This window comes from Aeromonas fluvialis (genome assembly GCF_000819885.1).
GTDB classification, from domain to species: domain Bacteria; phylum Pseudomonadota; class Gammaproteobacteria; order Enterobacterales; family Aeromonadaceae; genus Aeromonas; species Aeromonas fluvialis.
This window is the reverse complement of record NZ_CDBO01000047.1, coordinates 56586-78710: the sequence shown is the minus strand read 5'-3', so window position 1 is coordinate 78710 and position 22125 is coordinate 56586. Positions and strand designations below refer to the sequence as shown.

Here is a 22125-nt window from a genome sequence, read left to right as displayed (position 1 = left end):
GTGCAGTTTTTACCCATAAGGGATTAGTTGCCGAACTGGCTCATGTCGATCACCAGCTTGCCCACCATGCGGCCGGCTTCCACCTCGGCATGGGCCTGAGCCAGGGTAGTCGGGGTCAGCTCGGCCACCACCTTGCTGAGGGTGGTCTTGACCACGCCCTGGTCCACCAGGGCGGCGACCAGCCCCAGCAGGTTGTGCTGCTCGATCATGTCCGGGGTCTGGAACAGGGAGCGGGTAAACATGAACTCCTGGCTGAAGGTGACGCTCTTGCTCTTGAGCAAGGAGAGATCCCACGGCTCGCTCGATTCGGCGATGGTGCAAATATGGCCAAACGGGCGGATCAGCCCCGCCATGGTGGCCCAGTGCTCGGCGGTGGCGTTGGTACAGAAGATGGCATCGACCTGAGTGATGCCAAGGGCGGTCAGATCGGCCTGCAACGTGTGGTGGTTCACCACCTGATGGGCACCCATTTCGAGACACCAGTCACGGCTCTCGGGGCGGGAGGCGGTGGCAATCACCTCCGTGCCGGTGAGTTGGCGGGCGAGCTGGATGGCGATGGAGCCCACGCCACCGGCGCCGCTGATGATCAGCAGTTTGCCACGGCTCTCGCGGGTGAGGGCGAAGCGCTCGAACAGGGTCTCCCAGGCGGTGATGGCGGTCAGTGGCAGGGCGTCGGCCTCCACATCGCTCAAGCTGGTGGGGGCGATCGCGGCGATGCGCTCATCCACCCGTTGCAGGGCACTGTTGCTGCCTGGGTGGCTGATATCGCCGGCATACCAGACCCGGTCGCCCGCCTTGAACAGGGTGACTTTGCTGTCGGTGGCGATCACTTCCCCTACCGCATCCCAGCCCAGTACCCGGGGCGAGCTTTCAATTTTGGCCTTGGGGGCGCGCACCTTGGTATCCACCGGATTGACGGAGGTGGCAGTGATGCGCACCAGCAGATCCCGCGGGCCCGGAACGGGATCGGGCAGGTTGGCGACCGCAGGCGGCCTGTGTCAGCAACAGCTTGCTGGCGCTGCGGGAGATGGCGCTCCATGACGGGGGGATTGCCCTGTTGCCCCACCATGTCTGTGAAGGGGATTTGGCGGCGGGGCAATTGCAGAGGGTGTTACCGGATTAGCCGATTCCGGCCAACCCATTTTACCTTATCTATCCGAGTCGGGAGCATCTGGCCCCCGCTCTGCGCACCCTGATGGATTTCGTGGCCGAGCGGTTGCCGTTTGCCTGAGTTACCAGCTGCTCTGGCTGGCCGACTCCTGATTGGGTTTGAGACCGAGGGGGACCGACTGGCGCTCCGCCAGCATGCGGATCTGCCCTTCAATCAGGCTGGCACTGGGGCCCAGCACCAGCACCAGCTGGTGGTCGTTGAGCTGGATCCAGGAGAGGCAACCCAGCCCCAGCAGGCTGGCTTCATCCACCAGGCGAATGTCGCGCACCCGCAGGCTGAGACGGGTAAGGCAGACGCTCATGGCTTGCAGGTTGTCCATGCCCCCCAACACCTTGAGATACTGGATCGCCAGCATCTGCGGGTCTGAGGGGGCAACGCTGGCAAGGCGTGGATGCTCCACCGCGATGGGCTTGCTCGGCATGCTGAGGGGGGCGCGCTCCAGCAGCTGATAGAACAGCAGGGTGTAGGCGACGAAGAACAGGATGCCGATCGGAATGAGCCAGAAGCTGTACTCGCCGGTCTGATAGCTCAGCACCAAGTCCAGCAGCCCGGCCGAGAAGTAACTGCCCACCTTGATCCCCAACCCGCTACAGACCGCCAGCGACAGCCCGGTCAGCAGAGCGTGGGTGAGAAACAGCCAGGGGGCGGTGAAGGCGAACAGAAACTCGATGGGCTCGGTGATGCCCACCAACGCCGAGGTGAGCGCCAGGGTGAGCAGCAGCCCGCCCTGTGGCAGCCGCTGCATCCGCTGGCGGTGCAGCCAGATGGCAAAACAGGCGCCCGGCAGGCCGAACATGATGATGGGGTAGAGGCCGGCCACATACCCTTCATGAAGGGGTTGGGCGGCAGCCAGCGCCTGCAGGTTGCTCTCGCCAAGGCCGATCACGCTGCCCAGCACCTGATGCAGCCCGAGCGGGATCAACAAGCGGTTGAGGGTGCCGTAGCAGAAGGCGCCAAACGGCGTGGTGAGCAGCTCCGAGGTGAGCAGGGTCAGCCCGCGCTCCAGTGGCGGCCAGAGCAGCGAGAGAGGGATGGCGATCAGCAGGCAGGCCAGCGCCGAGATCAGCAGACTGGGAAACTCCCCCTTGGCGATCTGCAGCCGGTGAGGCAGCTTCTGCTGGTGTACCCAGGGGTAGACGATGGCAGTGGTCAGCCCCGCCAGCAGGCCACAGATCATGTCGGCATGCAGGTTAGGGGCCAGGGTATTGAACGCGGTGCTGAGCAGCAGGAAGTTGACCGCCCCCGCCAGCGTTTGCCCGCCCAGCTCTTGCCGACTCAGGCCGAAGGCGATCGCCACCGCATAGATGAGCGGCATCTGGCTGAAAATCGCCTGGCCGGTGAGGGAGAGCACGGCCAAGTCGAGCACGTCGGGTTGCCCAAGCCGGTAGATCAAGGCCGCCATTGGCAGGATGGAGACGGGCAGCAGCAGGGCATAACCGAGCCGCTGCAGGGCTTGAGTGACGACTTGTCGAGTGGCTTTAACGGGCATACAGCGGCTACTTTATGTGACTTGGCGCACAGTTTAACCGGAAAACACCTATTTGGGGATAGTTTTGGAACCTCTCATTTATCTTTTTATTATTTCTGCTCGAAAAGCTCGCGCACGTCCCGCGAGGGCGGAGCGGTCAGCAGGCTCACCGTGATAAAGATCACCAGCGCCAGGGTGAGGCTCGGCACGATGGCGTGCAGGCCGGCCAGCTTGATCCCCCAGTGACTCAGCACCCCATAGCTGACAATGCCGCTGACCATGCTGGCCAATGCCCCCGGGCCGTTGGCTCGCGACCAGTAGAGGCCGAGCACCAGCGGCCAGAGGAACACCGCCTGCAAGCCGCCAAAGGCGAGCAGGTTGAGCCAGATGATCATGTCGGGCGGTTGCAGCGCGGCCAGCAGCACCAAGGTGCCGAGGATCAGGGTGCAGAGCAGGGAAAGGCGGGGAATGCGCACTTCCAGCTTCTCCTGCTTGGGGCTGAGGTAGTTGAGGTAGAGATCCTTCACCAGGGTTGCGGATGCCTGGATCAGCTGGGAGTCGATGGTGGACATGATGGCCGCCATCGGCGCCGCCAGGAAGACCCCGGCGAGCCAGGGGGGCAGCACTTCCATCATCAGTGACGGCATAATCTTGTCCGGACTGTCCATGCCGGGCAGGATGGCGCGGCCGAGGGCCCCGGCCAGGTGCATGCCGAACATCAGCAGGGCGCTGACCACGGTGCCGATCAGAATGCCGCGATGAAGCGCCTTGCTGTCGCGATAGCCAAAGCAGCGCAGCGCCGAGTGGGGCAGTCCCACCACCCCGACACAGACCAGGATCCAGAAGCTCAGCATAAAGGGCTGGGTCAGCATGTCGCCAGCCCCTTGCGGGCTTACCAACTTGGGATCGATCTCCCGAAGCTGGTGGATGAGGTTCGGCAGGCCGTCACCGGCAATCAGGATCCCTGTCAGCAAGGCGCCGGTGCCGATCAGCATGATGATCCCTTGCAGGGCGTCGGTCATCACCACGGCGCGAAAGCCGCCGATGATGGTGTAGAGCAGTACGCAGCCGGCAAACAGGAACAGCCCCTGCTGGTAGGAGAGGCCGGTGGCTGTCTCCAGCAGGCGGGCCCCGCCAATGAACTGCACCACCATGGTGGCGATAAAGGCGAGGATGATAGTAACGGAGCCGAGGATCACCACCGCCCGGCTTTGGTAGCGGGCCCACAGCATGTCGTTGATGGTCACCGCATTGACCCGACGGGCGATGATGGCAAATTTCTTGCCAAGCACCCCCAGAGTGAGCCAGACGGTGGGCAACTGGATCATCGCCAGCAGCACCCAGCCCAGACCAATCTTGTAGGCTGCGCCCGGCCCGCCGATAAAGGAGGAGGCCGAGGTGTAGGTCGCCACCAGGGTCATCGCCAGCACCAGGCCGCCCATGCTGCGGTTGCCGATAAAGTACTCCTGCACGAAGTTGCCTTCGACACGATGGCGGCCAGCCCAAAACCCCACACCCAGTACCAGCACCAGATAGATGCACAGTGGCAGCATCAGCTCAAGATTCATGGGGTGACTCCTCGCTGGCAAGGGGATGGGTATCGAGGGGGATCTCTATAAACAGCCGGTTGACCATCAGCACGCACAGCACAATGAACAGCAGTGGCATCACCATGCAGCTGAGCAGGAACCAGAGCGGTAGCCCCCACAGCTCAAGCTGCGACGGAATAAAGTAGGCGGCGCCATACCAAGCAAAGAAGTAGAGCAGGGTCAGCAGCAGGCAGAAGACTGCTTCCCGGCGGGCGAGAGCGAAACGGTTCACCTTGGCCTCCGACAATTTCGAGGGGCGCAAGGATAACAAAAAAGGGCCATGTCGCCATGGCCCTTTTTCAGCAGAAGATCTGCGGACGCGAGTCTTACAGACCCAGCTTCTTGTGCAGATAGTGGATATTGGTGCCACCGTGCTGGAAGTTTTCGTCTTTCATGATCTCTTTTTGCAGTGGCACGTTGGTCTTGATCCCTTCCACCACCAGCTCGTCCAGAGCATGACGCATGCGGGCGATGGCAATGTCACGATTCTCGCCGTAGCAGATCAGCTTGCCGATCATCGAATCATAGTGGGGCGGTACCTTGTAACCGGCATAGATGTGGGAGTCCCAACGCACGCCCAGACCACCCGGCGCGTGGAAGCGCTGTACCAGACCCGGAGAGGGCATGAAGGTGGCCGGATCTTCGGCGTTGATCCGGCACTCGATGGCATGGCCACGGATGCGGATATCCTGCTGGGTGATCGACAGGGGCTGGCCGGCGGCGATGCGCAGCTGCTCCTTGATGAGATCGATACCGGTGACCATCTCGGTGACCGGATGCTCCACCTGGATACGGGTGTTCATTTCGATGAAATAGAACTCGCCGTTCTCGTACAGGAACTCGAACGTACCCGCACCGCGGTAGCCGATCTCGATACAGGCGCGCACACAGCGCTCGCCGATGAACTTGCGCATTTCGGCGGTGATGCCGGGTGCCGGTGCCTCTTCTACCACCTTCTGGTGGCGACGCTGCATGGAGCAGTCACGCTCGCCCAGATAGAGGGCGTTGCCCTGGCCGTCTGCCAACACCTGAATTTCGATGTGGCGCGGGTTCTCCAGGTACTTCTCCATGTAGACCATATCGTTCTTGAAGAACTGGCCTGCTTCGGATTTTGTCAGGGCGATGGCGCCCGCCAGTTCCGCTTCATTGCGCACCACGCGCATGCCGCGACCACCACCGCCACCAGCGGCCTTGATGATCACCGGATAGCCGATGCGCTTGGCAATGGCGGCGTTGTGCTTGGCATCGTTGTCGACGGGGCCGTCAGAGCCCGGTACACACGGTACGCCCGCTTTCTTCATCGCTTCGATGGCGGAGACCTTGTCACCCATCAGGCGAATGGTCTCGGCGCGTGGACCGATGAAGATGAAGCCGGATTTTTCGACCACTTCGGCGAAATCGGCGTTCTCGGAGAGGAAGCCGTAACCCGGGTGGATGGCCACGGCACCGGTTACCTCGGCGGCGGCGATGATTGCCGGGACGTTGAGGTAGGATTCAGTACTGGCCGGTCTGCCGATACAGATGGATTCGTCGGCCAGCAGCACATGTTTGAGCTCCCGGTCGGCGGTGGAGTGAACGGCCACTGTCTTGATCCCGAGCTCTTTACAGGCGCGCAGGATCCGCAGGGCAATTTCACCGCGGTTGGCGATGACTACTTTGTCCAACATGGGTGGCGATTTCCCTTATTCGATGATGAACAGCGGCTCGTCAAATTCGACGGCCTGACCATTTTCAACCAGGATCGCTTTGATCACACCGGCCTTGTCAGACTCGATTTGGTTCATCATTTTCATGGCTTCGACGATGCACAGGGTGTCGCCGACATTGACGTGCTGACCCACTTCCGCGAACGGCTTGGCATCCGGGCTGGAGGAGCGGTAGAAGGAGCCAACCATGGGGGAGCGCATCAGGTGACCGCTCGGGGTGGCATCGGCGGCGGCCGGCGCAGCGGCAACCGGGGCGGCAGCGGCAGGTGCGGCAACCGGAGCGGCTTGCTGCATCATCATCTGCGGGGCGGCAGTGACCTGACCGGAGAAGTTGCGGCTGATGCGAACGGACTCTTCACCTTCGGAGATCTCCAGTTCGGCGATGCCGGACTCTTCAACCAGTTCAATCAGCTTCTTGATTTTGCGGATATCCATTAGCATTCTCTTTCTTCTTTATCTGATCATTGATTATCAAGCCGCGCGCAGATGGTGCACGGCCGCGGTTAAAGCGAATTGGTAGCCATCGGCCCCCAGACCACAAATGACCCCTTTTGCGACATCAGACAGATAGGAGTGATGACGGAACGGCTCCCTGGCATGGACGTTTGACAAGTGAACCTCGATAAAAGGGATGGCAACGCCCAGCAGCGCATCGCGAATGGCGACGCTGGTGTGGGTGAAGGCGGCTGGATTGATGATGATAAAATCCACCTGGCCCATGGCCTGATGGATGCGGCCGACCAACTCATGTTCGGCGTTGGATTGCAGATGTTCCAGAGTGACACCGAGTTCGCTGGCGTTAAGCTTCAGATCGGCGACGATCTCATCAAGCGTCTTGCTGCCGTAGATACCCGGTTCCCGTTTGCCCAGCAGATTCAGGTTTGGTCCGTTGAGCAGGAGAATTCGGTGATTTTGCGACATATTGAGTACATCCTCGATGATAATGCTGCTATCTATCAGCTATCTTGTGGACTACCTGAAATCTAGCCATTTTCTGCGCAAATCGGTGTGCCCTGGCACACAGATTTCGCAATTATATTGATTTCGTGAAAATTAGCAGCATTTTACTGGTCTAATCTCTACATCTGGCTGTTTGTTGAACAATCTGGCCTGTTGGGGGTCTCTGCAACCGCTTTGCTCTTGGCGGGTGGATGAGAAACAACAAAGCCGGCGCGGGGCCGGCTTTGTCGAGTAACAAATGAAGCGGGATCAGGCTGCTTCCGACTTCTCGCGGATCAGCTTGTCCACCACGCCAGGATCCGCCAGGGTGGAGATATCCCCCAGGCTGTCGGTCTCGCCGGTGGCGATCTTGCGCAAGATGCGGCGCATGATCTTGCCGGAACGGGTCTTCGGTAGCCCCTCCGCCCAGTGAATAACATCCGGCGTGGCGATGGCGCCAATCTCCTTGCGCACCCACTCCTTCACCTCTTTGTGCAGCTCGCGGCTCGGCTCCTCGCCGGCGATCAGGGTGACATAGGCATAGATACCCTGACCCTTGATCTCGTGAGGAACCCCCACCACCGCCGCTTCAGCGATCTTGGGATGGGCAACCAGCGCCGATTCGATTTCGGCGGTGCCCATGCGGTGGCCGGAGACGTTCAGTACATCATCCACCCGGCCGGTGATCCAGTAGTAGCCATCGGCATCGCGACGGGCTCCGTCGCCAGTGAAGTAGCGGCCGGGGAAGGTGGAAAAGTAGGTCTGCTCGAAGCGCTCGTGATCGCCAAATACGGTGCGCATCTGGCCCGGCCAGGAGTCGGTGATCACCAGGTTGCCCTCGGTGGCCCCCTCAAGTGGCTCGCCCATGTTGTCCACCAGCGCCGGTTGTACCCCGAAGAAGGGTTTGGTGGCAGAGCCCGGTTTCAGGTCGGTGACGCCGGGCAGCGGGCTGATCAGGATACCGCCTGTCTCGGTCTGCCACCAGGTGTCGACGATGGGGCAGCGCTCGTCGCCAATGGTGCGGTAGTACCACTCCCAGGCTTCCGGGTTGATGGGTTCACCCACGGATCCCATGATGCGCAGGCTCGAACGGGAGGTGCCGGCTACCGCCTCGTTGCCCTTGGCCATCAGGGCACGGATAGCGGTGGGGGCTGTGTAGAGGATGGTGACCTGATGCTTGTCCACCACCTGACTCATGCGGTTGCTGGCCGGGTAGTTGGGCACCCCTTCGAACATGATGGTGGTGGCGCCGTTGGCGAGCGGTCCGTAGACCAGATAGGAGTGGCCGGTGACCCAGCCCACGTCGGCGGTACACCAGTAGATATCCTCTTCGTGGTAGTCGAACACATATTTGAAGGTGAGGGTGGCATAGACCAGATAGCCGCCGGTGGTGTGCAGCACCCCTTTGGGTTTGCCGGTGGAGCCGGAGGTATAGAGGATAAAGAGCGGATCTTCGGCGTTCATCGCCTCGGGCGGGCAGTCGCTGCTGACGGTAGCGGTCGCTTCATGCCACCAGATGTCGCGGTGGTTGTGCCAGGCGACATTGCCGCCGGTGCGCTTGAGCACGATCACCTTGTTGACCTGGGTATCCGGGTTGGTAAGCGCTTCATCCACATTTTTCTTGAGCGGTACCGGACGGCCACCGCGCAGTCCTTCGTCGGCTGTGATGACGATACGGGAGCCGGAGTCGATGATGCGGCCGGCCAGCGCTTCCGGCGAGAAGCCGCCGAATACGATGCTGTGTACCGCGCCGATGCGGGTACAGGCCAGCATGGCGATGGCAGCTTCCGGCACCATCGGCATATAGAGGCAGACCACGTCGCCGCGGTGAACCCCTTGGGCTTTCAAGACGTTGGCAAACTTGCACACTTCGCTGTGCAATTCGCGGTAGGTGAGTTTGCGATCTTCGGCAGGGTTGTCCCCTTCCCAGATGATGGCGACCTTGTCACCCCGTTCGGCGAGATGGCGATCGAGACAGTTGGCCGAGACGTTGAGCTGGCCATCTTCAAACCATTTGATGGATACATGGCCCGGATCGTAGGAGGTGTTCTTGACCTTGCTATAGGGCTTGATCCAGTCAAGGATTTTCCCCTGTTCACCCCAGAAGGTCTCGGGCTCCTCGATAGAGGCCTGATACATGGCGGCATAGTCGCCCTTGTCGAGCAGGGCATTGCTGCTGATGTGGGGTTTGACCGGGTAGACCTTGCTCTCGCTCATCTGTCACTCCTTTGAATAGATCTTTTAATGGTCTGTTAACAACTTATACCTTTGGTGGCGGGGGGCAATTAGACTTTTGGATAGACAGCAACAGTTGGTTACAGGGCAAAGAGTGACAATTAATTGGTGGTTGAGTAAAAGGGGGGCCGTGTCGATTAATTGGAGGTCATGATGTTTTCTCTGTTGCTCTGTGCATCCCTCTGGCAGTTTGATGTGCCAGTGCCCGCTGGCGAACCTCTGAAAGAGTTCGAGATCACCCATCAAGAGGCCTCACCTGCGCTGTGGGAGCGGGTGGCCGATCTGCTTGGTCATGCATGGCAGGCAGAAAAATCGACAGCCAGACTCTCTCTCGGCGAACCGGGTAGCCGCTATCCGGGCGATTCTCCCCTTGGTCGAATGCTCAATGGCCGTGATAAAGGTGGCTCACCAACCCTGACGTTTGGCAAATAGTCGGGTAGACCGGTATCTGGCCACTTGCCTGGGCCCGTTACCACTGAACGTGCATCAATAGCGACCTTGCTCTTTCCTCGAGCATAAGATGCGGCAAAAATATGGAAAACAAGGCGTATGAGAGACGATGAAGAGGCGTTTATTTGATGATTGGATTGATGTTGCTGGCCGCGGCCTGGCAGTTTGAGACCCCCGCGTTCGAATCGGATTTTGCCGTTCCGGGTTATGTGGAGCAGGGCTCCGAGCTGGCGCCATCGGTGCGTGAACAGGTAGCCGATTCATTGAACAGGTCGCTGATCGATGAGCCGTTCCCGCTCCAGTTCAAGAAAACTCCCCGCTATCAGGGCGATTCTCCACTGATCCGCTATCTCAACGAACGGGATGACAGCTGGCAGTTGGAAATCGGCGACCAGTAGGCCGTCACCCCTTCTCGCGGCCAAAGGCCTGGATTCCACGCACCAAGACCAGCCAGCCGAGCAGATGGAATGGCAGGGCCAGCAGGTAGAGCAACAGGAAGTGCGACTCGTTGCCGCTGCTGTTGATGAAGTCGATCCAGGCGGCCAGCAGCGCCAGCATGCCGGCGATCTGGAAGCGGCGGCGCAACACCACCTCGACGCCGAGATTGGCAAGGTAGAGGGTGAGCAGGATGCCGGCAAAGCCGGTGAGCTGGGCAGTGCCGTAGAGCTCGCGATCCGGGTGGAACAGCAGGGTGACGAGGGGAGTCATGCCCTGATCCAGCGGGATCAGGGCCAGCAGCCAGCATGCAATCAGAAGCAGGGCTGTCTTCATCGCGGCCTCAGTCGGCGGACGGTGCCGGTTTGACCAGAGAGAGGTAGTTGGCATCCATCTTGAGGAAGACCCCCAACAGACGGGCACTGGCGCCATAGAAGCCAAACTTGTCTGCGGCGCGACAGGCGCTTTCGAACTTGTCGAACCAGCCCAGCAGATGACCGTGCAGCAGTGCTTCTTGCTCGTCGAGCCAGCGTTCCCGCTCGGCCGCGCTCTTTGCTTCCGCCGCGCGGATGATGAGATTGCCCATCAGATCCAGCTCGATGGCCAGATGATCCGCAGGCTCTTTGTATTTATCGCTGACATTGATGCCGAGGCGATCGAGGCGTGCCTGCATCTCGGCCATCGGGGCCTGCATCAGCAACTTGGCATCGCCGCGGTAGAGTGATTCGTAGGGCAGGGCACCCTGCTTGGGATCAACCAGAAACAGACCGGCGAAGTCGGCGGCCAGCTCCAGCGGGCGATCCGGGCGCACCAGCAGGCGAGCGATGGCGTCGTTGAGTTCCGCCACTGCCTCGCGCATCGGGTCGAGGGTCGAGAGGCTTTTCAGGAAGCTTCGTACATCATAGGTGTCGTATTCGGCAATTTGCTCATCACTGAGTTCGGCGGCGAACAGGGTGGAGAACCACCAGTAGAGCTCAGCGCGGCGTTCGCTGGTAGCCATAAATTCCTGCATTTTTCCTCCGTGGATAACAATCGGGAGCCTTGATGGCTCCCGATTCTAACGACTTTAAAAATAAAGGAAACTCAAGGGGGCGCTTTCGTCCCCTTGGGGTCAGAGTGCCGGGAACATGGGGTCGATGCCCTTTGCCGATTCCGGCGCGCCGAAGGCAGTGACGGCGGGCGCCTGTCCGCGGAACTTCTCGATCTCCACCAGCGCGGTATGAGCCGTGGTGGCCTGCGCCAGGCTGGAGGAGCCGATGTCGGCGGTCAGCACGTTGGGATCGCCGTAGGTACAGAGCGTCCCCACCTTGCCGCCCTCCTGCGGGCCATACCAGGCACCTTCCTGAATGCGCACCACGCCCGGGGCGTAGTCATCACTCACCACCAGACCGGCCAGCACCTGACCGCGACCGTTGAAGACCCGCAGCAGATCGCCGTCCTTGAGGCCGCGGGATTTGGCATCCTGCGGATTCATATAGACAGGCTCGCGACCCTGTACCGTGTAAGTGGCGCGGTAGTTGTCGGAGGAGCAGAGCTGGCTGTGCAGCCGCTTGTCCGGGTGGCAGGATTGCAGGTGCAGCGGGTACTGTTTGCTGCCCGGCCCGCCGTGGGAGCGCTCGTAGGGCTCGATCCAGACCGGATGGCCCGGGCAATCGGCATAGCCGTAGTCGGCGATGGTCTTGGAGTAGATCTCGATAAGGCCGGACGGGGTACCGAGGGGTTCCAGATCCGGCTCCTGACGGAACGACTCGTGACGCACCCAGGGTTGGCCCGCCGGGAAGGTGACGAAGCCTTCCCCGTGCCAGAACTGGCTGAACCGGGGCAGACGAATGCCGATGCCGCGACCTTGCAGGCGGGCGTCGTCATAGATGCTCTGGATCCACTCCAGCTTGCTCTTGCCACCGGTGAACTCCGCCTCGCGGTCGAAGCGGCGGCAGAGATCGGCGAAGATGTCGTAGTCATCGCGTGCCTCGAACAGCGGCTCAACCACCTTGTGCATGGCCAGGATACCGGCGTTGGCGTGGGAACCCCACTGCTCGATGTCATCCCGCTCATAGGTGGTGGTGGCGGGCAGCACGATATCGGCGAAGCGGCAGCTGGCGGTCCACTGGTGATCGATGCTGACCACGGTTTCCAGCTTGCGCCAGGCCGCGACCATCTTGTTGCGATCCTGCTGGTGGTGGAACGGGTTGTTGCCGCAGAACACCGCCATCTTCATGTGGGGGTAGGTGATGGTCTGGCCGTTGAAGGCGATCTGCTTGCCCGGATTGAGGATGCAGTCGACGAAACGGGCCACCGGAATGTATTTGGAGTAGCCCTTCCAGTCGCCGTCATGGAGCGGCTTGACCCCAGGAATGACCGAGCTGAAACCGGACATGATGGGGCCGCTGGAGGTGATGGTGCCCGCCCCGTTGTAGTGCCAGCCAAAGCCGTAACCGCCCCCCGGCAGGCCGATCTGGCCAATCATCGAGGCCAGAACCACCAGCATCCAGGCGTACTGTTCGCCGTGGTGCATGCGCTGCACACACCAGCCGCCGATGAGCTGGGTGCGGCCGCTGCTCATGGCGCGGGCCAGCTCGCGGATGGTCTCGGCTGGTACGCCACAGATGGCGGCGGCCCACTCGGCGTCTTTCACCTGACCATCGCTGGTGCCCAGCAGGTAGGGCAGGAACTTGTCAAAGCCGGTGGTGTAGTTCTTCAGGAACGCCTCATCGTGGCGCTTCTCGCTGTAGAGGGTGTGGGCGATGCCCAGCATCAGCGGTACGTCGGTCTGCGGATTCAGGGTCACCTGATCGCAATTGAGGTACTTCTGGGTCTTGGATTTGACCGGATCGACACTGATCACCCGGATCTCGCCCTTGGCCACCTTCTCTTTCAGCTGCGCCCAGTAGTCGTAGACGCTGTGATCCGGCACCAGCCAGCCCACCTGCAGGTTCTTGATGGGATCGGAGCCCCAGATAACGATGGTTTTGCTGTGTTCCAGCACCAGCGGCCAGGAGGTCTGCTGTTCATACACCTCCATGGCGCCCGCCACGTGGGGCAGGATCACCTGGGCGGCACCGGTGGAGTAGTCACCGGCCTTGGCCAGATAGGTGCCGTGCAGGTTCATGGCACGCCCCAGCATGGCGCCAGCGGAGTGCAGCTTGCCCACCGACTGCCAGCCGGAGTGGCCGGCATAGAGGGCGCTCGGGCCATAGGTCTTCTGCACCCGCTCCAGCTCGTGATAGAAAAAATCGAGCGCCTGGGACCAGGTGACCCGCACGAAGCGGTTTTGGCCGCGCTCGCTGGTGTCGGACTGGTGGCCCTTGCGCAGCCAGTCCAGCCGCACCATGGGGTAGCGGATGCGGGAGGGGTTGTAGACCACCTCACTCAAGGCCTTGAGCATGTCGGTGGGGTGCTTGTCATGCTCGAACGGCAGGGTCTCGACCCAGCGGCCATCGACCACCCGGGCACGGAAGGCGCCCCAGTGGGAGCCGGACTGCACCAGCTTGTCGCCGGACTCTGCGGCCATCACGGCGCGACCGAGCAGGGAGGGGCCGATCAGGGCAGAGGCACCGCTGGCCAGCAAGCCACCCAGAAAACCACGACGGGAAATATTGATCATCTTGTTATTCCTCTCTCGGATCCGGAACTCGAATCCGGAATTAGTGGCTGCCCTGACCACCGGTATCGGCGGCATGGTTTTGCAGGTATTTGAGCAGGGTGCGCTCCTCTTCCTTGCTCAGGCGATAGTAGGCAGACATCGCCTTGAGCCCCGAGATCCAGCCGTTGGCAGTGAAGTGAGCGGGATCCGGCGCGCCGTGGCAGGAGTTGCAGGTGGATTTGTACATCTCGCCGGCGTAATCCCAGATTGGCTTCAGCGAGGACTCAAAGCCCTTGCCATCGACCCAGGCCTGCACCTGAACCTGTTCCCACTTGATATGGGTGGCGCTGTCGGTCTCCTGCTTGAGCGCTTTCTCGCTCGCTTTCAGTTCATCACGGATGGTAGCGACGAAGACCCGCTTGCCCATGTATTCGCTCAGCACCCGGCCCTTGCCATCGCTTTCGCGCCACCCTTCGATGATCACCTTGAGGCGATCGCCGCTGCGGTCTACGACGTCGATGCGAGACGCTGGCAGCAGTTTGCCGACCGGCTCGCTACTCTGTTCGCTGGCATAGAGATCTTTTTCACCCAGGTTGTAGAGGGTCTCGGTGGCTGGCGCCTCTTGTGCGTCGCTGACCAGGGTGGCGTAAGTGGCCCGGAAGCCGCCCGCCATGTTGGGCAGTTCGTGGGCGATACCCTTGTGGCACTCGATGCAGTTCATGTTCTTCGCCGCCGCATCTTTCATCGCCAGCGCCGCCGCCGGGGACTGCTTGGCGTGATCCATGTTGTCGTAGCTGTGGCAGGACTTGCAGGTCTTGGAGTTCTGGCTGCTCATCCGCGCCCATACCTTCTCGGCCAGATGCAGGCGCCGGTCCTCGAACTTCTCCTGGGTGTCGATGCTGTGGCCTATGTACTCCTGATAGAGGTCGTTGGCCGCCTCCATCTTGCGGGCCACCTTGCCGACGAAATCCTTCGGCTGATGACAGTCGGTACAGACCGCCTGTACCCCGGAGGCATTCTTGAAGTGGATGGACTCCTTGTACTCCGGATAGACGGTGTCTTTCATGGAGTGGCAGGAGATGCAGAATTCGAGGCTGCTGGTTTTCTCAAAGCCGTAGTGCAGGCCGACGGTGCCCGCGAGGGTGACGCCGACGCCCACCAGAAGCAGCGCCAGTACCGACCAGCGGCGGCTGGGGGTGCGCAGGAAGTGCCACAGTTTTTTCATCATGCTCTCTCACATCACTTTTTTGATGGGAGCCATGATAGGGAGGCGTTGTGAACAGGGCTGCCGCCACAAATTAATGAAATAGGGGTATTTATGACAAAATGTGAATAGAATAATCCTCCCTTGTCGACCATCGTGAACCCTGCCCATGAGCTACCACATTCTGGTTGTTGAAGATGATGCGGTTACCCGCGAGAAGCTGACCGGCTATTTCGAGCGGGAGGGCTATCGGGTGACGGCGGTCGAAAACGGCCCGGAGATGCGCGCCGTGCTGGCGGAACAGAGGGTCGATCTGGTGATGCTGGATATCAACCTGCCGGGGGAAGATGGTCTGCTGCTGACCCGTGAACTGCGGGCGCGCAGCACGGTGGGGATCATTCTGGTCACCGGCCGCAGCGATGCGGTGGACCGGATAGTCGGTCTCGAGATGGGGGCCGATGACTATGTCACCAAGCCGTTCGAGCTGCGGGAGTTGCTGGTGCGGGTCAAGAATCTGCTGTGGCGGATCTCGCTGGCGGCCGCCGCGCCGAGCGAGCCTGCGGTCGCTGACGATGCGGTGCGCTTCGGCCCCTGGCGTTTTGACATTCCCCGTCGCCAGCTCAGCAAGGACGGGGTGCCGGTGCGTTTGACCAAGGCGGAATATGAAGTGCTGGTGGCCTTTGTCGCCCATGCCGGGCGGGTGCTCAGTCGGGAGCGGATCCTGACCCTTATCAGCCATCGCGGCGATGGCCCGAGCGATCGCACCATAGACGTGTTGATCCGGCGGCTACGGGGCAAGATGGAGCCGGATCCCCGGGACCCCCAGCTGTTTGTCACCGTCCATGGTGAAGGCTATCTGTTTGCCGGCGAGATAGTCTCCTGACCCCGTTGCGGTGGCCCTGGCCTGTTTGACCGGGTATCAGACCGGCGGGCGGGTATCAAATTGCGGGCAGTCGTCGCCAATCTGGTGCCAGGGCGCCTTGGAGCCGACAAAGATGTGAAACGCGGGCCGCTGGCTCGGCACGTCGTCCAGTACCCCCAACCGCAGATTGATCTTGCCGCTGCTGCTCTTCTGGCTGAACAGGCTGGAACTGCAGTGACCACAGAAGGCCAGGGTGGTCTCTGCCGATTTCCGGTAGCGGCCGATGGCCTCTTCTCCCTTCACTATGGTGACCTTGTTGCCATCCAGTCCGCCGACCGAGGCGTAATCTCCCCCTGAAAACTTGCGGCATTCGCTGCAGTGGCAGTTACCCATGTAGTCGAACTGATCCGGCAGGGTCAGGGCGACGGCGCCGCACAGGCAGCTGGCATGTAACTCTTTCATCTCTTCTCCTTGAGTGTGCTGATCGGATTTGGAACGGCTATTCGACCCGATAGACGGGACGAAAAGCGCCATCCGAGAGGGAATCGGCGGGGTCGGCCAGCGGTGCAGACAGCGTCAGAATGGGTGGCCCCATCACCCGCGGGCACTGTTCGGCATTGGCATCAGGGTGTTGCAGCAGGCAGACCGCCTGAGCGACCGCAAGGCGCCCCTGCAGCCGCATCTGATCGCTGTTGGCGGCCAGGATCTTGCCCCGGCGCAGGCCCCGCTGTACCCCGTGGCTGAAGTAGGTGCTCAGCACCTGGGGCCTGTCGAGATGGCGCTGTGACAGTTCGTTGACGGCCACTTCGGCGGCGATGGCGCCTCCCACCAGATAGTCGAGGTCGGGATAGCGGGCCAGCGTCTGCTGCACCAGTGTGCGCTGGATTTCCCGGCTGTTGTCGCCGCGCTCGGTGGTGACCAGCTTGATAGCGCTCCCCTTGATGGCGTCGGCAAAGCCCGGCTCGACGAAGTTGTTGCCGCCGCTTGCCTGCGGGCCGGGGAAGAGGGCGACCGAGACCGGTTTGCTGCCGGCGGGGTGGCGCTGCGCCAGCCAGTGGCCAATCTGCCAGCCCATCTGGTACCAGGAGACCCCCACCTTCGCCTGCACCAGACCGCTGGGCAGATCGTTGACCAGCCCAAAGAGCGGCAGCGGCGTGACCTTGATGGCCTCGCGCAAGCCCTGATAGCTCACCGCGCCGAGCAAGATGGCATCGCTCCCTTCCTGCACGCAGCGCTGCAACTGCTGGCGCTGCTCGGCGAGGGCGCCATAGCCCCCTGCTTCGTGGATCTGCAACTTGACTCCCAGCCGCTTCGCCTCGTCCACCATGCCCTGATTGACCGAAAGCCAGTAGGCGTCGCGCAGATGGGGGTAGAGGGCACAGAGGGTCAGCGGTTTGGTTGCGGCGGCGGGTTCCGGCCACTGCTGGCGCACCGATTGGCCGCTGAATTCGCCGCCGGGCCAGATATCGACCGCAAAGGCGAGGGCGGCGCGAGGGAGCGTGAGCAACCACATGAGCAACAACGGGGAGAGATAGACGCTTCGCATGGCCAAGGGTTTTGTTAAAGTGTTGGGCCATATTATCCGGTCAAAGCCGACCACAACCAAAGGACTTCCCGTGAGAATCTTTTCCGGCCTGGGTGGCAAGTTGCTGCTGGCCTTCTCCCTGATGGCGTTGCTGACCCTGAGTGCCTCCCTGCTGGGCTGGGTGGGGCTTAGCCATCTGCGCCAGCTGGAGCAAGGGGTGCAGCAGACGCTGGCCGATCAGGAGCTGGCCCGCACGCTCTCTGGCCTCAGCGGCGAGATCCAGAGCGCGTCGCGGCTGCTGGCCACTGCGAACAGTGAGCAGGAGCGGGAGCATCAGGGGCGCTTGCTCACTCTGCAGGGGCAACAGCTACAGCAGGTGCTGGCGCAACTCGGCCGTGGGCAGGGTTCAACAAGCCTCGATCAGCTCAGTCAGAGCATTATCGGCAATCTGGGCCAGCAGGGCTGGCTGGTGGGAGAGCGCCTGACCCTGATGACGCAGGGTGAGGCGCAGCGTGCCCGTCTGGTGGCGGCGGCCGGGCAGATCGCCGAGCTGGCGCGCAGCCAGATGGAGAACGCCGAAACCGTGATGGTGGCGGGATTAGGTTCCCTCTACCAACAGCAAGGTGCGCAGGCAGCCCGGACGCTGGATCGCCTGCTGGAGCAGGATCTCGACTGGCTGGAGCAGATGACCGAGCTGCGTCATCGCACCCTGATGCAGCAGCAGCGCATCGAAGAGATGTGGCGCAGCGAACGACAGGAACAATTGCAAACGCTATTGCAAGAGGGGCAGCGGGAGCTGGCCATCTTGCAACTGCGGGCCGGGGCGGTGACCGATCCGGCCCGCCGGCAGGCGGTGGAGCTGGCGCTGACCGTGCTGGCGCAGAGTGACAAGCTGGTGCAACTGCGCAGCGACTGGCTCGGCAAGGGGGAGGCGCTGCGGGTGCTGGCCAATGCCAATGAGGCCCTGATGAGCAGTCTTAACCAGCAGGTCGGTGAGCTGGTCAGCCGCGCCCGCGATTCGCTGGGGCAGAGCCAACAGGCGCTAAGTCAGCGACTCAGGCTGCTGGAGCAGGCGTTGATGGGCATTGGCCTGCTCACCCTGCTACTGCTGATGCTGTTGATGTGGCGCATGGTCTACGGCCGGATCGTCTGGCCGCTGCAACGGGCGGTGGCGGGGATGAGCCGGTTGGCGCGCGGGGATCTGGCCCCCCTTGAGCCGATCGCCGGGGCGGGCCGCGATGAGCTGGCGGAGCTGGGCCGGGCCCTGCAGGTGTTTCGTGACAATGCGGTGGAACTGGGCCGTTATCAGCGCGAGCTGGAGTCGCGGGTCGAGGAGCGCACTGGCCAGCTCAGCCACGCCAACGAGCGGCTCAATGAGGAGGTGGAGAAGCAGCGGCAGGCCCGCGCCGAGGCCGAACAGGCCAACCGCGCCAAGTCGGTGTTTCTCGCCACCATGAGCCACGAGATCCGTACCCCCATGAACGGCATTCTCGGGGGCCTGACGCTGCTGGAAGATACCCACCTGAGCGATACCCAGCAGCGTTATCTGGCCGCCATCGAGCACAGCGGCGAATCCCTGCTGGAGATCCTCAACGACATTCTCGACTACTCCAAGATCGAGGCGGGCCATGTGGAAGCACGCCGCGAACCTTTCCCCCTGTTCCAGCTGGTGGATGAGCTCAGTGCGCTGTTCCGGCCAAAGGCAGCGGCCAAGGGGGTCACCCTGGCGCTGGAATATGCGTCCGGGCTGGCGCCTGTGGTCGAGGGGGATCTGGGCAAGCTGCGGCAGGTGCTCGCTAATTTGCTCGGCAATGCGGTCAAGTTTACCGCCCGTGGCCAGATTACCCTGACGGTGGCGCCCCTTGTCTGCCAAGGCCCTTGCGCCGAGCCCTGCATCCGCTTCGTGGTGCGCGATACCGGCCCCGGCATTCCGGCCGATGAGCAGGAGGCGGTGTTCGAGGCGTTTCGCCAGCGCAAGCGCGATATAGGCCATCAGGGCGGCACCGGGCTGGGTTTGGCGATCAGCCGCAAGCTGGTGGCCGCCATGGGGGGCGAGCTGATCCTTGTCAGCGAGCCGGGCAAGGGGTGTGAATTCAGCTTCAGCTTGCCCTTGCAGCGCTCGAGCGCCCAACTGCCCGCCGAGGCGCAGCCGCTGCACCTTGGCCAGTCCCGCGACATCCTGCTGGTGGAGGATAACGAGATCAACCGGTTGGTGGCGCACGGCATGCTGACCCGCCTCGGCCATCGCGTCACCCTGGCCGAAGATGGTCGAAGCGCGCTGGCGCGAGTAACCGAGCGCCCCTTCGAGCTGGCGCTGCTCGATATCAATCTGCCCGATATGGACGGCATGACCCTGCGCGAGGATCTGGCCGCCATCAGCGAGGAGATGCATGAGCGGCCGCTGCCCGCCATCGCCATCTCGGCCCAGATGTATCCGGAGGATATCCGCCACTGCCTTGCCGCCGGGTTTGTCGATTTTGTTGGCAAGCCGGTGCGGCTGGCGGTGCTGGCCAGCGCCATCGAACGCCAGTTTCAGGAAGAGGGCGAGCCTGCCGCACCACTGCCCGTTGCGCCAGTTTTGCCGCTCGTCCCGGTTGAGTCGAAGCAGATCGCCAATCCGGTGCTGGAAGCCGATCTGCACCTGCTGGGCGCGCCGCGCATCCGCCTGCTGGTCGAGTTGTTCGCCAGCCAGGGGGGCGATCTGGTCGCCAGACTGGAGCAAAGCGATGATGAAGATCAGAGGCGATCTCTGGCCCATAAGCTTAAGGGGAGTGCCCTGGCCTTGGGGCTCGGGAAATTTGCCGATGACTGCGCCGCGCTGGAGGCAGGAGAGGGGGAGCCAGGCTCATTGAGGGGGCGTTTCGAGGCGGCCCGGCAGGCGCTGGAAGCCTGGCTGTCGCATCATGTTCCCCCGGCATCCTGATCGAGGAGGGAGGCCTGCAGATCCGAAGACGTGATCGCGCTCGTTTTTTACAACATAAATTCAACATTTTTTTGGGTGGTTGGACTGTCTCTTTGATCCAGCTCACGTTACAATGCCCACGCCCACTTCACCTAACGCGCAAACGATTTTCAGGAGATAAACGGATGTTGAAACGTGACATGACCATCGCCCATTATGATCCGCAATTGTGGCAGGCCATCACAGACGAGACCCGTCGTCAGGAAGAGCATATCGAGCTGATTGCGTCTGAGAACTACACCAGCCCCCGTGTCATGGAAGCCCAGGGCTCCCAGCTGACCAACAAGTACGCCGAAGGCTACCCCGCCAAGCGTTACTACGGTGGTTGCGAGTATGTGGATGTGGTCGAAACCCTGGCTATCGAGCGCGCCAAAGAGCTGTTCGGTGCCACCTACGCCAACGTGCAGCCGCACTCCGGCTCCCAGGCCAACAGCGCCGTCTACATGGCGCTGCTGCAGCCGGGCGACACCGTGCTGGGCATGAACCTGGCCCACGGTGGTCACCTGACTCACGGCTCTCCGGTCAACTTCTCCGGCAAGCTCTACAACATCATTCCCTACGGCATCGACGAGTCCGGCAAGATTGACTACGACGAGATGGAACGTCTGGCCATTGAGCACAAGCCGAAGATGATGATCGGTGGCTTCTCCGCCTACTCCGGTATCGTTGACTGGGCCCGCATGCGCGACATCGCTGACAAGGTGGGTGCCTGGTTGTTCGTCGACATGGCCCACGTAGCCGGTCTGATTGCCGCTGGCGTCTACCCCAACCCGGTCCCCCACGCTCACGTGGTCACCTCCACCACCCACAAGACCCTGGCTGGTCCGCGCGGTGGTGTGATTCTCTCCGCCGCTGACGACGAAGATCTGTACAAGAAGCTCAACTCTGCCGTCTTCCCGGGTGGTCAGGGTGGCCCGCTGATGCACGTCATCGCTGGCAAGGCCGTTGCCTTCAAAGAGGCGCTGGAACCCGAGTTCAAGACCTATCAGGCCCAAGTTGTCAAAAACGCCAAGGCCATGGCAGCTACCTTCATGGCGCGCGGCTACAAGATCGTCTCCGGCGGGACCGACAACCACCTCATGCTGGTTGACCTGATCGGCCGCGAACTGACCGGTAAGGATGCCGATGCCGCACTGGGCAAGGCCAACATCACCGTCAACAAGAACTCCGTGCCCAACGACCCGCGCTCTCCGTTCGTCACCTCCGGTGTGCGGATCGGTACCCCGGCCATCACCCGCCGTGGTTTCAAGGAAGCCGAGTCCATCGAGCTGACCCACTGGATCTGCGACGTGCTGGACAACCACGACAACGATGCCGTGCTGGCCACAGTTCGCGAGAAGGTGCTGGATATCTGCCGTCGTTTCCCGGTCTATGGCTGATAAGCCAGGACGTCCTGTTTGAGACCAATGCCACCTATGGGTGGCATTGTTTTTTCTGGCTTTTACCGGTTTTGTATGGCCGTGTTACACTGGCCGACCTAGATCCTGGCCCGGAGGGTCAGTCCCTGTTTCATTAACGCCGGAGGTCCGATGCATTGCCCATTCTGTAGTGCCGTTGATACCAAGGTGATCGATTCCCGTCTGGTGGCCGAAGGCCATCAGGTGCGCCGCCGTCGTGAGTGCCTGCTCTGTCACGAGCGTTTTACCACCTTCGAGATGGCTGAGCTGGTGATGCCCCGCGTCATCAAGTCCAACGGTTCCCGCGAGCCGTTCAATGAAGACAAGCTGCGTGCCGGTATTCTGCGAGCGCTGGAGAAGCGACCGGTGAGCATGGAGGCCATCGAAAAGGCGGTCAACCATATCAAATCCCGCCTGCGTGCCACCGGCGAGCGCGAAGTCACCTCCGAGCTGGTGGGCAATCTGGTGATGGATGAGCTCAAGAGCCTGGACAAGGTGGCCTATATCCGTTTTGCCTCCGTCTATCGCAGCTTCGAAGATATCCGCGAATTTGGTGAAGAGATCGCCAAGCTGGAAAAATGAATCGTCCCTGAAGCAGG

The 22125-nt window shown here is 61.7% G+C and carries 19 protein-coding genes and 2 pseudogenes; 7 read left to right on the top strand and 14 right to left on the bottom strand.

Features of this window, described 5'->3' with window-relative positions:
* Nucleotides 1–23 precede the first annotated feature (23 nt).
* Nucleotides 24–980 (bottom strand): annotated as a pseudogene (locus BN1125_RS10335) (zinc-binding alcohol dehydrogenase family protein); the annotation flags it as partial.
* On the opposite strand from BN1125_RS10335, the pseudogene BN1125_RS18575 reads away from it, so the two are divergent.
* Nucleotides 974–1231 (top strand): annotated as a pseudogene (locus tag BN1125_RS18575) (LysR substrate-binding domain-containing protein); the annotation flags it as partial. The pseudogenes BN1125_RS10335 and BN1125_RS18575 overlap by 7 nt on opposite strands.
* A 1-nt stretch (nt 1232) precedes the next feature.
* On the opposite strand, the gene BN1125_RS10330 reads toward BN1125_RS18575, so the two are convergent.
* The 7 genes from BN1125_RS10330 to acs form a co-directional block, all read right to left on the bottom strand.
* Entirely contained in the window at nt 1233–2660 is a 1428-nt protein-coding gene (locus BN1125_RS10330) for a PTS transporter subunit EIIC (RefSeq protein WP_042012211.1), read from the bottom strand.
* An 89-nt stretch (nt 2661–2749) separates the two neighbouring features.
* Complete coding sequence (panF, locus tag BN1125_RS10325; RefSeq protein WP_042012210.1) at nt 2750–4207, bottom strand: sodium/pantothenate symporter; 1458 nt, start codon at nt 4205–4207, stop codon at nt 2750–2752.
* On the bottom strand, nt 4197–4460 hold the full coding sequence (locus tag BN1125_RS10320; RefSeq protein ID WP_042012208.1) for a YhdT family protein: 264 nt from the start codon (nt 4458–4460) through the stop codon (nt 4197–4199). The genes panF and BN1125_RS10320 overlap by 11 nt, the downstream gene beginning before the upstream one ends.
* A gap of 94 nt (nt 4461–4554) precedes the next feature.
* Complete coding sequence (gene accC, locus BN1125_RS10315; protein WP_005338910.1) at nt 4555–5895, bottom strand: acetyl-CoA carboxylase biotin carboxylase subunit; 1341 nt, start codon at nt 5893–5895, stop codon at nt 4555–4557.
* 15 nt (nt 5896–5910) lie between these two features.
* Nucleotides 5911–6369, bottom strand: a complete 459-nt coding sequence (gene accB, locus BN1125_RS10310) for an acetyl-CoA carboxylase biotin carboxyl carrier protein (RefSeq protein WP_042012206.1) — start codon at nt 6367–6369, stop codon at nt 5911–5913.
* A gap of 36 nt (nt 6370–6405) precedes the next feature.
* The gene (gene aroQ, locus BN1125_RS10305; RefSeq protein WP_005338907.1) at nt 6406–6855 is read right to left on the bottom strand and encodes a type II 3-dehydroquinate dehydratase; all 450 of its coding nucleotides are present in this window, start codon (nt 6853–6855) and stop codon (nt 6406–6408) included.
* A 288-nt stretch (nt 6856–7143) separates the two neighbouring features.
* Entirely contained in the window at nt 7144–9090 is a 1947-nt protein-coding gene (acs, locus tag BN1125_RS10300; protein WP_042012203.1) for an acetate--CoA ligase, read from the bottom strand.
* 168 nt (nt 9091–9258) lie between these two features.
* On the opposite strand from acs, the gene BN1125_RS10295 reads away from it, so the two are divergent.
* Together BN1125_RS10295 and BN1125_RS10290 are read left to right on the top strand one after the other, a co-directional pair.
* Entirely contained in the window at nt 9259–9540 is a 282-nt protein-coding gene (locus BN1125_RS10295; RefSeq protein ID WP_244268492.1) for a hypothetical protein, read from the top strand.
* A 146-nt stretch (nt 9541–9686) separates the two neighbouring features.
* Nucleotides 9687–9956 (top strand): hypothetical protein, encoded by a 270-nt coding sequence (locus BN1125_RS10290; protein WP_042012200.1) that lies wholly within the window; start codon nt 9687–9689, stop codon nt 9954–9956.
* A 4-nt stretch (nt 9957–9960) separates the two neighbouring features.
* On the opposite strand, the gene BN1125_RS10285 is transcribed toward BN1125_RS10290, so the two are convergent.
* From BN1125_RS10285 to torC, 4 genes are all read right to left on the bottom strand, one after another.
* Nucleotides 9961–10329: a hypothetical protein gene (locus tag BN1125_RS10285; protein WP_042012198.1), complete on the bottom strand. Its 369-nt coding sequence runs from the start codon at nt 10327–10329 to the stop codon at nt 9961–9963.
* 7 nt (nt 10330–10336) lie between these two features.
* A complete protein-coding gene (gene torD / locus BN1125_RS10280; protein ID WP_042012196.1) occupies nt 10337–11005 on the bottom strand; it encodes a molecular chaperone TorD in 669 nt (222 codons plus the stop codon).
* Between the two features lie 99 nt (nt 11006–11104).
* Complete coding sequence (gene torA / locus BN1125_RS10275; RefSeq protein ID WP_042012194.1) at nt 11105–13597, bottom strand: trimethylamine-N-oxide reductase TorA; 2493 nt, start codon at nt 13595–13597, stop codon at nt 11105–11107.
* A gap of 40 nt (nt 13598–13637) precedes the next feature.
* Nucleotides 13638–14804 (bottom strand): pentaheme c-type cytochrome TorC, encoded by a 1167-nt coding sequence (gene torC / locus BN1125_RS10270; protein ID WP_084202298.1) that lies wholly within the window; start codon nt 14802–14804, stop codon nt 13638–13640.
* A gap of 145 nt (nt 14805–14949) precedes the next feature.
* Between torC and torR the strand changes: the two genes are divergently transcribed.
* Entirely contained in the window at nt 14950–15663 is a 714-nt protein-coding gene (gene torR / locus BN1125_RS10265; RefSeq protein WP_042012192.1) for a two-component system response regulator TorR, read from the top strand.
* A 36-nt stretch (nt 15664–15699) separates the two neighbouring features.
* On the opposite strand, the gene BN1125_RS10260 is transcribed toward torR, so the two are convergent.
* Nucleotides 15700–16104, bottom strand: coding sequence for a GFA family protein (locus BN1125_RS10260; RefSeq protein ID WP_042012191.1), 405 nt, complete (start codon nt 16102–16104; stop codon nt 15700–15702).
* 37 nt (nt 16105–16141) lie between these two features.
* Nucleotides 16142–17188, bottom strand: a complete 1047-nt coding sequence (gene torT, locus BN1125_RS10255; RefSeq protein ID WP_042012189.1) for a TMAO reductase system periplasmic protein TorT — start codon at nt 17186–17188, stop codon at nt 16142–16144.
* 70 nt (nt 17189–17258) lie between these two features.
* Here torT and torS point away from each other — a divergent pair, with 70 nt between their 5' ends.
* The 3 genes from torS (at nt 17259) to nrdR (ending at nt 22108) form a co-directional block, all read left to right on the top strand.
* Nucleotides 17259–20090, top strand: coding sequence for a TMAO reductase system sensor histidine kinase/response regulator TorS (gene torS / locus BN1125_RS10250; protein WP_042012237.1), 2832 nt, complete (start codon nt 17259–17261; stop codon nt 20088–20090).
* Nucleotides 20091–20254: 164 nt separating this feature from the next.
* A complete protein-coding gene (gene glyA, locus BN1125_RS10245) occupies nt 20255–21508 on the top strand; it encodes a serine hydroxymethyltransferase (protein ID WP_042012187.1) in 1254 nt (417 codons plus the stop codon).
* Nucleotides 21509–21658: 150 nt separating this feature from the next.
* Nucleotides 21659–22108, top strand: a complete 450-nt coding sequence (gene nrdR / locus BN1125_RS10240) for a transcriptional regulator NrdR (protein ID WP_042012186.1) — start codon at nt 21659–21661, stop codon at nt 22106–22108.
* Nucleotides 22109–22125 lie beyond the last annotated feature (17 nt).